10 protein-coding genes are annotated in these 11,639 nt (G+C 70.6%); 4 read left to right on the top strand and 6 right to left on the bottom strand.

Annotation, left to right across the window (positions count from 1 at the left end):
• Positions 1-51: 51 nt before the first annotated feature.
• Positions 52-1,239, top strand: a complete 1,188-nt coding sequence (locus ELQ94_RS09510) for a glycoside hydrolase family 1 protein (RefSeq protein WP_127049486.1) — start codon at positions 52-54, stop codon at positions 1,237-1,239.
• A 76-nt stretch (positions 1,240-1,315) separates the two neighbouring features.
• Here ELQ94_RS09510 and ELQ94_RS09505 read toward each other — a convergent pair whose 3' ends face one another.
• The 5 genes from ELQ94_RS09505 to ELQ94_RS09485 form a co-directional block, all read right to left on the bottom strand.
• Complete coding sequence (locus ELQ94_RS09505) at positions 1,316-1,954, bottom strand: response regulator transcription factor (RefSeq protein ID WP_127050251.1); 639 nt, start codon at positions 1,952-1,954, stop codon at positions 1,316-1,318.
• A gap of 95 nt (positions 1,955-2,049) precedes the next feature.
• Entirely contained in the window at positions 2,050-3,447 is a 1,398-nt protein-coding gene (locus tag ELQ94_RS09500) for a sensor histidine kinase (protein WP_127049482.1), read from the bottom strand.
• A 193-nt stretch (positions 3,448-3,640) separates the two neighbouring features.
• On the bottom strand, positions 3,641-5,617 hold the full coding sequence (locus tag ELQ94_RS09495) for an MOSC domain-containing protein (RefSeq protein ID WP_127049480.1): 1,977 nt from the start codon (positions 5,615-5,617) through the stop codon (positions 3,641-3,643).
• 169 nt (positions 5,618-5,786) lie between these two features.
• Positions 5,787-6,536, bottom strand: coding sequence for an SDR family NAD(P)-dependent oxidoreductase (locus tag ELQ94_RS09490; RefSeq protein ID WP_127049478.1), 750 nt, complete (start codon positions 6,534-6,536; stop codon positions 5,787-5,789).
• Positions 6,537-6,593: 57 nt separating this feature from the next.
• Complete coding sequence (locus ELQ94_RS09485; RefSeq protein WP_127049476.1) at positions 6,594-7,445, bottom strand: fumarylacetoacetate hydrolase family protein; 852 nt, start codon at positions 7,443-7,445, stop codon at positions 6,594-6,596.
• A gap of 182 nt (positions 7,446-7,627) precedes the next feature.
• Between ELQ94_RS09485 and ELQ94_RS09480 the strand changes: the two genes are divergently transcribed.
• The 3 genes from ELQ94_RS09480 to ELQ94_RS09470 all read left to right on the top strand — a co-directional run bounded on the left by ELQ94_RS09480 (position 7,628) and on the right by ELQ94_RS09470 (position 10,532).
• Positions 7,628-8,935 (top strand): L-fuconate dehydratase, encoded by a 1,308-nt coding sequence (locus ELQ94_RS09480; protein WP_127049473.1) that lies wholly within the window; start codon positions 7,628-7,630, stop codon positions 8,933-8,935.
• On the top strand, positions 8,932-9,912 hold the full coding sequence (locus tag ELQ94_RS09475) for an aldo/keto reductase (RefSeq protein WP_243696942.1): 981 nt from the start codon (positions 8,932-8,934) through the stop codon (positions 9,910-9,912). The genes ELQ94_RS09480 and ELQ94_RS09475 overlap by 4 nt, the downstream gene beginning before the upstream one ends.
• Before the next feature lie 152 nt (positions 9,913-10,064).
• Positions 10,065-10,532 carry an RbsD/FucU family protein gene (locus ELQ94_RS09470; RefSeq protein ID WP_243696941.1) on the top strand — a complete coding sequence of 156 codons (468 nt, stop codon included), beginning with the start codon at positions 10,065-10,067 and terminating at the stop codon, positions 10,530-10,532.
• A gap of 35 nt (positions 10,533-10,567) precedes the next feature.
• Here the strand turns inward: ELQ94_RS09470 and ELQ94_RS09465 are convergent, their stop codons facing one another.
• Complete coding sequence (locus tag ELQ94_RS09465) at positions 10,568-11,437, bottom strand: sugar phosphate isomerase/epimerase family protein (RefSeq protein ID WP_127049469.1); 870 nt, start codon at positions 11,435-11,437, stop codon at positions 10,568-10,570.
• Between the last annotated feature and the right edge of the window lie 202 nt (positions 11,438-11,639).

Genomic DNA, 11,639 nt, shown 5'->3' with positions numbered 1-11,639 from the left:
ACGACCAAAGTCCGCACTTCGCGGTGTGGAAAGAACACGAAAGAGGTCCGCGTGAGCGACCAGCAGTCCGTCCAATTCCCCGACGGCTTCCTCTGGGGAGCCGCCACCGCCGCCCACCAGGTCGAGGGCGGCAACGTCTCGAACGACTGGTGGCTCAAGGAGCACACGCCCGGCACGAGCATCGTGGAGCCCTCGGGCGACGCCGTCGACCACTACCACCGCTACCGCGAGGACATGAAGATCCTGGCGGACGCGGGCCTCACGTCGTACCGCTTCAGTATCGAGTGGGCCCGCATCGAGCCGGAGCGCGGATTCATCTCGCGGGCGGCGATCGACCACTACCGCCGCATGCGCGACACGGCGATCGAACTCGGCCTCGAGCCCGTCGTCTCGCTCCTGCACTTCACCGTGCCGCGGTGGATGTTCGAGGCGGGCTTCTGGCGGAACCCGGAGGCACCCGAGCTCTTCCAGCGCTTCGTCGAGACCGCCCTTCCGATCGTCTCCGAGGGCGTGCGCTACGTCTGCACGATCAACGAACCGAACATCGCTGCGATGCTCGCGGGCGGGGAGGACGCGGCGAACCTCGTCGCCTACGGCCTGCCGAACCCGGACCTCGGCGTCGCCGACGCCCTCCTCGACTCCCATAAGCGCGCCCGCTCGGTGCTCTCGCAGCTGCCGCAGATCCAGTCCGGCTGGACCGTCGCGACGCAGGCGTTCCGCTCGAACGGCGAACCAGGGGCCGACGAGAAGATGCGCGAGTACGGCTATCCGCGCGACGACTGGTACCTCGAGGCCGCCCGCGGCGACGACTTCGTGGGCGTGCAGGCCTACACCCGCACGTTCATCGGCCCGGAGGGGCCGCTCCCCGTCGCAGATGACGTCGAGACGACGCTCACGGGCTGGGAGTTCTTCCCGCAGGCGCTCGAGCTCGGAGTGCGCAGCGCATGGGAGCTGTCGGGCGGTGTGCCCGTGCTCGTCACGGAGAACGGCATCGCGACGGCGGACGACACCCGCCGTGTCGCCTACACGGACGGAGCCCTCCGCGGACTGCACGCGGCGATGGCCGACGGTATCGACGTGCGCGGCTACCTGCACTGGAGCGCTCTCGACAACTACGAGTGGGCCTCGGGCTTCCGCCCGACCTTCGGCCTCATCGGTGTGGATCGCGAGACCTTCGAGCGTCACCCGAAGCCGTCGCTCGCGTGGCTCGGCGAGGTCGCTCGCCGCAACGCCGTCTGACGTCTCCCCTCCCTCACCCCAAGAAGATCGCGAGACGGCATCGAATTTCGTGCTGAATCGCGATCATCTTGGGGTGTCAGCGCTGGAGGTAGGTGACGACGGCGAGGACACGGCGGTGATCGGTGCCGGAGTCCTCGAGGCCGAGCTTCTGGAAGATCGACGTGACGTGCTTCTCGACCGCTCCGGTACCCACGAAGAGCGCCGCGGCGATCGCCACGTTGGTGCGCCCCTCGGCCATGAGCTCGAGCACGTCGCGTTCGCGCGCGGTGAGGGCGTCGAGCGGATCGCGTCGCCGTCCGAGCAGTTGCGACACGACCTCGGGGTCGAGCACGGTGCCGCCGTCGGCGATCCGTTCGATCGCGTCCTCGATCTCGGCGAGGGAGGAGACGCGGTCCTTGAGCAGGTAGCCGACGCCGCCGCGACCCGAGCCCAGCAGGTCGCGCGCGTAGGCGACCTCGACGTACTGGGACAGCAGCAGGATCCCGACGGCTGGATGTTCGGTGCGCACGCGCAGCGCCGCCGTGACCCCCTCGTCGCGGAAGGTCGGCGGCATCCGCACGTCGAGGAGGACGATGTCCGCCTCGATCCGGGTCAGGAGATCGTGCAGTTCGTCCCCGGAACCGGCCGAGCCGACCACACGATGCCCCGCCTCCTCGATGAGCCGCACGAGCCCCTCGCGCAGCAGTACCGAGTCGTCCACGACGATCACGCGCAATGTCCTCTTCACATCCCCCACACTCCCATACCTAAAAACCTCGTCTGTGCACGAATATTCGAGCACAGACGAGGTTTTCAGGGGGGTGAGAGGGGTCACGTGTGGGCGGGGAGGGCGGGGAGGGGGAGGGTCGCGGTGACCGTCGTCGGGCCGCCCGCGGGGCTCCACACGTCGAGCCGGCCGCCGACACCGCGCACCCGCTCGTCGAGTCCCGCGAGACCGTGGTCCGGCACCGCCTGCGCGCCCCCGCGACCGTCGTCGCCCACGACGAGACGGAGCCAGCGGGAGCCCTCGTTGCCCGGAACGACCTCGAGGGTGATGGACGCGCGCCGCGCCCCCGCGTGCTTCGCGACGTTGGCTGTCGCCTCGCTCGCCACGAAGTACGCGGCCCGCTCGACCTCGTCCGGTACAGCTATCTCCGCCGGCACGAATGCGCGGACGTCCGTGGGCACCGCGCCGCGCGCCGCGAGCGATTCGAGAGCCGCGATGAGTCCGCGGTCGAGCAGGATCGGCGGTGCGAAGCCGCGGGAGAGGGCCCGCAGCTCGTCGAGGGCGTCGCGGGAGTGCCCGGCGGCCTCGGCGAGCAGGGCGCGCGCCTTCTCCGGGTCGGTGTCGAGCTGGCGCTCGGCCGCCGCGATGTCCATCTGCAGGCGCACGAGGCGCTGCTGCGGCCCATCGTGGATGTCGCGCTCGAGGCGGCGGAGTGCGGTCCCCTCGGCCGCCGCGGCCGCGGTCCGGGTGGCCTGCACCTCGGCGACGCGCTCCTCGAGGTCCTCGCTGCGGAACCGCGCGAGCATGAGGCGGGCGATGCCGTAGTGCGCGAGCGTGAGTCCGCGGGTCACGAACGGCAGGGTGGCGACGAGTGCGACCCCGATTCCCACCTGGAAGAGGTCGTCGACGACGCGGGCGTCCTCTGAGGAGAACTGCGGGAACGTCTGAGCGATCCACACCCAGTTGCCGCTGTCGCCGGGGACCACCCAGGAGAAGACCCCGGCGACTCCGCCGACGACCCAGGCGAAGGAGACGGCCCACGTGATCGTGCCGATGACGGGGTTCACGATCCCCATGTGCACGAGGTGCAACCACGAGTGCGGGTCCGTGAACGGGCGGACGAGGTTCTTCCAGAACCCCTCGTTCGATCGGACCGGCCAGCGGGGCGCCTCGATGCGTGGCATGCCCGCCGCGCGGAGGCGGAGGAGCTCGAAGGCGCCGAGCGCTCGCGCCACGTAGAGCATCGCGAAGAGGACGAAGATGCCGATGTAGATGATGACGGTGCCGACGCCGAAGCTGAAAAGCGTGACCGCCGCGACGAAACCGAAGATCACGATCGGCAGGGTGGGAAGCAGGAACACGAGTTCGAGCGGCACGTTCCGCCAGAGGCGCCCGTAGGCGGCGAGGGGGTTGAACCGCGCGGGAGGCGGAACGGCGACGGTCTCCGGGGAGTCGGTGTCCTCCGAATGGACGGCGGTATCGGTGGCGGTGTCGGTTGTCATGGGGTCTCCTCGGTTCACGGCGACCGGGCGAGGCGCATCCGGGTGGACGACGGAACAGCTCCATCATCCCGGAGAACGCGCGGCTCGGTGGGGATGACTCAAGCCTCGCGATATCGCTCACCGCGCCCCATCCGGCGGCCTCCCCGAGCGGGCGGGGGTTAGCCCACGGGCCGAGCCGGCAGTACCCGCCGATTCAGACCTCCGCTGCGAACTCCACGTCGCTCGTCGGGGCCGAGCAGCAGACGAGCACGGACCCGGCCGGCGGCGGCACGATCGGGTCGACGAGGTATTCGATACTCCCGCTCACGAGCCTCCGTACGCATGTGCCGCAGGCGCCGACGCGGCAGCCGCTCGGCCAGTCCTGGCCGACGCCCTCGACGGCGTCGAGGATCGATCCGGATGCCGGGCGCCATCGCGCCTCCGCGGTGCCGACGCGGATTCGGTGCGGACCGGCGCTCGACGGATCGCGCGGCTCCGCGAGTTCCGCAGCCGTGGGGGAGTAGAAGACCTCCGCGCGCACGTTCTCCGCCGGTACCCCCGCCCCCTCGAGCGTCAGCCGCACCTCGGCTGTGAAGAGGGCAGGCCCACAGACGAAGACATCGACGGACGACGGATCGATGTCCGCGATGGTCGCGAGCACGTCCTCCGCGGTGGGGCGGCCGATGCGGGTGTCGGCGGGGGAGGGGGCGGAACCGGAGGTCGGGGATGATTCCGCGGCCCGGCTGAGATGCAGCGCGGCACCGGCGTCGGGGAGTGCGGCGCACGCGCCGGTCACCTCGTCCCACAGGGCGAGGTCCGCTGCCGTGCGTTCGACGTGCAGGACACGGACCCGCCGTCGGGAGCCGGCGACGACGAGGGCGTGCAGCATCGCGACGGTCGGGGTGATGCCGGACCCGGCGCTCACGAGCACCAGATCGCGCTCGCCGCGGGAATCGGGGGCAGGCGTGTCGGCGCCGGGCGTGCCAGGACGGGGAGCCGTCGCTGTGCCGGAATCGGCGGTGCGTGCGACATCGAGCGTCACGTCGCCGAACGGGCCCGAGAGGACGAGGCCCGACCCGACGACCGCCCGATCGTGGAGAGCTGACGAGATGCGGCCGTCGCGCCGCACGGTGATGCGTGCGCGGCCGGGGCTCGTGGCGGAGATCGTGTACGAGCGCCACGACGGCGCCGCCTCGTCCGCGAGGTGCACGCGCAGGTGCTGGCCGGGCAGCGCCGCTCCGACGAGCCCGGTCGGGTCCTCGATCCAGAAGCTCTCCGACCGGGCCCCCGCCGGCTCGCGGGAGACGATCCGCCCGGTGCGCGGCCACCCCGGCTCGCCGTCCACCCGCGTCGAGCGGGTTCCACCGTCGAGCGCCTCGAGACGGTCGCCCGCGCGCACGGCTCCGGCCGACACGACGCGCGCGTAGACGCCGCAGTACATATGCCCGAACCGGCTGGCGAGGAGCCCCGGAACGTTGAGGTCGGACACGCCCGCGACGGGGTCGATCGTGGTGGCGCGGCAGCGGTCGGTCGGCTGGAAGAACTCGAGCACGGCACCGCCGATGCGGAACCGTCGCCCCAGGAGCCCGAGCTCGCCCCACGCGGGAAGGTCCCCGAGCAGCATGTTGCCGCGGAAGCGCCGCGGGTCGACCGGGGCGCCGGCCGCCTCCTCGAGCGCCCGAACGGTCGCGAGGTTGATGAACGACAGGTGTGCCTCCGGCCAGTCCCACAGCCCGGTCGCGCCGGAACGGATGAGGCGCGGGGAGCCGAACGCTCCGGCGGGGAGCGTGTCGCGGAGGAGTGCGCCGATCGCGCCGTCTTCGTCCGTCGCGTGATCGGAGGTCTTGTCCGTCGCTTCACCCGGCGCCCCATCGCCCACCGCCTCGCCGAGCGCCCCGCTCGCCGAGCGCCCGTCGGGCGCCGTGAGCGTCAGCGTGGGAGCGTCGCCTTCTGCATCGTCGAGAACGACACCGAAGCGCACGATCTCCTCATGCCGGGCCACATGGAAGTAGCCCTCGCGGGAGTTCCAGGCCGCCGGCGCCTCGATCCGCACGCGACCGTTCTCGATCGCGTGGCTCCGGTCCCATCGCAGTCCGCGCCCCGGCTCGAGCGCCACGGCGCCCCCGGCGACGACCCCGGGCAGGCCCTTCACCGGGTACCGGACGATCGACGCGATCCGCGGTTCGCTCATGCCTTCACCCTGCCACAGCGCGTCGACCGAATCGCCGAGCGCTACACCCTCCGCCGAGCGCGCCACGAAATCGTGTAGCGGTGGGCTGGAGCTGTAGCGCTGGGTGAAATGCGAGGGAGCGAAGGGGGAGCGGGGAAAGGAGCAGCGCGCGGGGTGCGACGTGAGGAGGTCAGGAGAGGGGACGGAGGCGGAGCGCCTGCATCCCGCCGTCGACCGCGAGGGCGACACCGGTCGTCGAACCGGCGCGCGGGCTCGCGAGGTACGCGACCGCGTCGGCGACCTCGTCGGCGGAGACGAGCCGACCGTGCGGTTGCCGCGCCTCGAGTGCCGCGCGTTCGGCCTCGGGGTCGCTCGCCGAATCGAGCAGGCGGCCCACCCACGGGGTGTCCGCGGTGCCCGGGTTCACGCAGTTCACGCGGATGCCCTCGCGGATGTGATCCGCCGCCATCGCCTGGGTGAGCGCGAGAACGGCACCCTTCGATGCGCTGTAGAGGGCCCGCTGGGGGAGTCCGGCCGTCGCCGCGATCGACGCCGTGTTCACGATCGCGGCCGCGGGGGACTCCCGCAGGTGCGGGAGCGCCGCACGGGAGACGCGGGCCATCCCGATCACGTTGATGTCGAACACGCGCGTCCACTCGGCGTCGTCGTTGTCGGCGACGGTGCCCTGCGCGCCGATCCCCGCGTTGTTGACGACCACGTCGAGGCGTCCGAACTCGTCGACGACCCGTTCGATCGCCTCCCGCACCGATGCATCGTCGGAGACGTCGGCCCGCACGGAGAGGTGCCGCGTATCGGTCGACGCCGCGAGGTCGAGCACGGCCACGCGCGCCCCGTCATCGGCCAGTCGCGCCGCGATCGCCGCGCCGATGCCGGAGGCTCCGCCCGTGACGACAGCCACGAGCCCGTCGAAATCGCCCATGATTCCTTCTTCCTTGCGTTGTGAGATCGTCGTCGCGTGTGAAACCGGCCGCCCCGATCAGGGAGCGGCGCTGAACTCCTGGCGCTGCCGACCCAGTCCGTCGATCTCGATCTCGACGACGTCGCCCGGCTGGATGTAGGGGAAGCGCCCGGAGAGCGCGACGCCCTCGGGGGTGCCGGTGAGTACGAGGTCGCCCGGTTCGAGGGTCATGTACTGGCTGAGGTGCCACACGATGTGGTCCACGCCGAAGATCTGGTCGGCCGTCGAGGAGTCCTGGCGCGGCTCGCCGTTCACCCAGCTGCGCAAGCGGAGGTTCTGGTAGTCCACGTCCTCCGGGGTGACGAGCCACGGCCCCGTGGGGTTGAAACCCGGCGCGATCTTGCCCTTCGACCACTGTCCGCCCGACTCGTCGAGCTGGAACGTTCGCTCCGAGAGGTCGTTGGCGGTCACGAAGCCGGCGATGTGGGCGACGCTGTCGGCGGGGGAGTCGAGGTAGCTCGCGCGTTTCCCGATGACGATGCCGAGCTCCACTTCCCAGTCGGTCTTCTCGCTGCGACGCGGGATGTGCACGTGGTCGTTCGGTCCCACAACGGTGTTGGGCACCTTGAGGAAGACCACAGGGATCTCGGGAGGCGCTGAACCGGACTCCGCCGCGTGGGCCGCGTAGTTCATCCCGATGCAGACCACGGCGCTCGGCCGCGCGATGGGGGCGCCGATCCGCAGCGAGTCGGCGTCGGCCACCTCGTCGAGGGTGCCGTTCGCGCGCGCCTCCGCGGCGCGCGCCGGTCCGTCGCCTGACAGGAAATCGCCGTCGATGTCGCGCGTGAGCGGTGAGAGGTCGAAGACGGCATCGCCGTCGATGAGCACGGGCTTCTCGTGGCCGAGGGGACCGAGGCGGGCGAACTTCATCGTTTGCGTATCCTTTGCGGTGTCGACGCCGCGGACGGCGGAAGGTCGGCGGGAGTATCCGAACATCAGAACTCTACCGGCGACAAACGGGTGATTCGATCCCGGAAGGCGTCGGGTGCCGCAATTGACACTATAGACATCCGATGTTTATGCTCGCAGCATCCAACGAAGGAGACTCGTCCGTGAGCATCGTCACCGCCATCGACACGACCGACATCCGGTTCCCCACCTCGCAGCAGCTCGACGGCTCGGACGCGATGAACGCGGATCCCGACTATTCCGCCGCCTACCTCGTCATCCGGACGGACTCCGAGGACGGTCTCGAAGGGCACGGATTCGTCTTCACGATCGGCCGCGGCAACGACGTGCAGGTCGCGGCGATCCATGCCCTCCGCGGGCACCTCGTGGGACGGAACGTCGAGGACCTGCTCGAGAACATGGGGGCGACGTGGCGCGAGTTCGTCTACGACTCGCAGCTCCGCTGGCTCGGCCCGGAGAAGGGCGTCATGCACATGGCGATCGGCGCCGTCGTGAACGCGCTCTGGGACCTCAAGGCGAAGCGCGCGGGCTTGCCGCTCTGGCAGCTGCTCGCCCGCATGACGCCGGAACAGCTCGTGGAGCTCGTCGACTTCCGCTACCTCTCGGACGCGATCACCCCGGAGGATGCTCTCGCGATCTTCCGCGACGCCGTCCCCGGACGCGCGGAGCGCGAGGCCGCGCTGATCGCGAACGGCTACCCCGCCTACACGACCACGCCCGGTTGGCTCGGCTACTCCGACGAGAAGCTCGTCCGGCTCGCGAAGGAGGCCGTGGCCGACGGGTTCCCCCAGATCAAGCTCAAGGTGGGCGCGAGCCTCGAGGACGACATCCGTCGTATGCGCCTCGCCCGCGAGGCCGTGGGTCCCGACATCGCCATCGCGATCGACGCGAACCAGCGCTGGGACGTCGCGGACGCGATCGAGTGGGTCAACGCGCTCGCCGAGTTCGACGTGGCCTGGATCGAGGAACCCACGAATCCGGACGACATCCTCGCCCACGCGGCGATCGCCCGCGGGGTCGCACCCATCCGCGTCGCGACGGGGGAGCACGGTGCCAACCGGGTGATGTTCAAGCAGTTCCTGCAGGCGGACGCGCTCGCCGTGCTCCAGATCGACGCGACGCGCGTCGCGGGCGTCAACGAGAACATCGCGATCCTGCTCCTCGCCCACCGCTTCGGCGTCCCGGTCTGCCCCCACGCCGGCGGCGTCGGCCTGTGCGAGGCCGTGCAGCACCTCTCGATGTTCGACACCGTCGCGCTCTCGGGCACGACAGACGGCCGGGTCATCGAGTTCGTCGACCACCTCCACGAGCACTTCGTGACCCCCGTCGACGTGCACCACGGCGCGTACTGGCCGCCGACCACCCCGGGCGGCGGGAGCGAGATGCTCGAGGCGACCCGCGTCGAGTTCACCTTCTCGCCCGAGGACGACGCCGTCGAGGCGATCCGGTGACGGTTCGACTGCGGCCCGCCGCGACCGCCGTCCCGTTCGGCGACCTCACGTATGGAGCCGCGAACGTGGGCAACCTCTTCCGTGCGCTCACGGACGACGAGGCGCATGCGGTGCTCGACGCGGCCTGGGAGGCGGGGATCCGCTCCTTCGACACCGCGCCGCACTACGGGCTCGGCCTGTCGGAGCGGCGGCTCGGGGCATTCCTCCGCTCGAAGCCACGCGACGAGTTCGTGCTGTCCACGAAGGTGGGCCGGTTGCTGCGGCCGAACCCCGCGGGCGCCGGTGACCTCGACCTCGAGAACGACTTCCACGTCCCGGCCGACCTCCGCCGGGAGTGGGACCTCACCTCGGACGGGGTGCGCCGGAGTGTCGAGGAGTCGCTCGAGCGACTCGGGCTCGACCGCATCGACGTGCTCTATCTCCACGACCCGGAGCGCCACTCGCTGCGGCAGGGGCTCGACGTCGCGATCCCCGCGCTCGCAGCGCTGCGGGACGAGGGGGTCGTGACCGCCGTCGGCGTGGGTTCGATGACGACGGAGGCGCTCGTGGCGTCCGCCGAGACCGGCGCCGTCGACCTCCTGATGGTGGCCGGCCGGTACACCCTCGCCGAGCAGCCCGCCGCGATCGACGTCTTCCCCGCGTGCGAGCGCAACGGCGTAGGGGTCGTCGTCGCGTCGGTCTTCAACTCCGGTCTCCTCGCTCAGGACGTGCCGAGCCGGGAGGGGCGGTACGAGTACGGGTCCGTCCCGGACGACGTCTTCGAGCGCGTGTCCGCGATCGCGGCGGCCGCGGCGGACGTGGGTGTGCCGCTCCCGCAGGCCGCGCTGCACTACGTGTCGCGGCATCCCCTCGTGCGCACCGTGGTGATCGGGGCGAGCCGGCCGGAGCAGATCCGCCAGAACGCCGAACGTATGGCCGCGCCGGTTCCCGAGGAGCTCTGGGATCGGCTCGCGGCCGAGGGGCTCGTCGTCTCGTGACCGCCACTCCGCGTGCTCGACGACCAGATCGTTTCCGATCGAAATGAATCGAATCACCTCCGGAACGACCGCAACCGAATCGTGACCGGATTCCGTCCGACGCACCTGCGCGACCCAATTACCATCGGAAACATCCGACCGCTCGAAGGAGAGTGACCGTGCTCGAAGGCATCGACCCTGTCCTCACGGGGGAGCTCCTGCTCCACCTGGACGCGATGGGCCACTCGGACTCCGTGGTGGTCGCAGACGCCCACTTCCCCGCCCATCGCATCGGCGCGCGCGTCGTCGATCTCCCGACCCTCGCCTCCCCGCGCGTTCTCGCCGCGATCCGCTCGGTCGTGCCGCTCGACGACGCCCCGGGGCTCGACCTCATGGAGTCGGCCGACGGCGAGGTCCTCGACGTGCAGCGCGAACTCATGGCCGCAGCGGGCGCGAGCGGGGACGACGTGCGCTTCGTCGAGCGCTTCGCGTTCTACGACGAGGCCGCACCCGCGTACCTCGTCGTCCGCACGGGTGAGACCCGGAAGTACGGCAACGCGATCCTGCGCAAGGGCGTCGTCGGTCACCCGGCAGCGGGCTCCCTTCCCGGCGCCCCGGGCCCTGCGGCGGGTGGCAGTTGATGCGCGCGCCGACGCGGAGCCCGGGCTCCCGTGCGTCAGTGCAGTGCGATCGTCTCGACAGAGCGCAGCCGGTCGCGGATGAAGCGGTTCGCGTGCGCCGCGAGGTCGTCCCCGTCGTCCCACAGGTTGCGCCACACGCCGAGCGTGTTGCTCAGGGTCTCGCTCACGACGGTGGACGAGAAGGACTCGAAGACCACGGGGCCGTCGTAGTCGATCCGCGCCAGTCCGCGGAAGAACGCGTCGAAGTCGACCGTCCCGCTGCCGAGGTAGCCCCGGTGCGATTCGCCGATGTGCACATAGCCGAGGCGCTCGGAGACGTCGAGCACGGGCTGGACGAGATCCGACTCCTCGATGTTCATGTGGTACGTGTCGAGGTGGACGCGCACGTTGTCGCGGTCGACGTCCTCGAGGAAGCGCAGCGCCTGTCGGCCGGTGTTGAGGAGGTTCGTCTCGTAGCGGTTGACGACCTCGAGCGACAGGGTGATGCCGAGGCCGGCGGCCTTGTCGGCCAGTCGCCCGATCGCCGCGGCGCTCGCCGCGCGGCCCTCGCTCGTGGGCGGGGTCACGTACTTCTTCATCGCGCTGTAGAGCACACCGCACAGCTCGGTCGACCCGAGCGCGTGCACGATGTCGAGGCACTCGGCGAGGAGCGTCTCGCCGGCCTCGCGCACGGCGGGATCGGGGCTCGTGAGATCGGTCTGCTCGCTCAGCCCGAGCGATGCCGTCGCCGCGATGCCGTGGGAGGCGATCTCGCGAGCGGCGTGCTCCCGGTCGAAGGCGAACGGATCCATGAGGGGGAATTCGATGAGGTCGAACCCCGCTCTCGCCGTCCTCTCGACGGCCGCGGAGATGCCCGCCTGGTCGAAGGTTCCGGTGAAAACGAGGGCGTGGACGCCGATCTGCACGGGAGTGGTCCTTTCTCGGGGATCGTCGATGATCCGGGAAACGTCGGAGGTTCGCTTCCACACTATGCAGGTGCGGACGGTTTAGATACATTGAGATACAACTTCGCCCCGGACGCCCGAGGGGACGTGAGCGACCGTGTCGCTTGAGTCCGTCGGAACCGCCGACAGAAGCCGCAATCTCTCGAACGAAGCAGGGAGCATC

It is taken from the genome of Labedella endophytica (assembly GCF_003990045.1).
Taxonomy (GTDB): Bacteria; Actinomycetota; Actinomycetes; order Actinomycetales; family Microbacteriaceae; genus Labedella; species Labedella endophytica.
Note: the sequence above shows the minus strand (reverse complement) of the source record. Positions and strands in the feature narration are given on the sequence as shown.

Coding starts and splice junctions, on each gene's coding strand:
- ELQ94_RS09500 (WP_127049482.1), bottom strand. CDS start 3,447: ATGACAACCGACACCGCCACCGATACCGCCGTCCATTCGGAGGACACC.
- ELQ94_RS09495 (WP_127049480.1), bottom strand. CDS start 5,617: ATGAGCGAACCGCGGATCGCGTCGATCGTCCGGTACCCGGTGAAGGGC.
- ELQ94_RS09490 (WP_127049478.1), bottom strand. CDS start 6,536: ATGGGCGATTTCGACGGGCTCGTGGCTGTCGTCACGGGCGGAGCCTCC.
- ELQ94_RS09485 (WP_127049476.1), bottom strand. CDS start 7,445: ATGAAGTTCGCCCGCCTCGGTCCCCTCGGCCACGAGAAGCCCGTGCTC.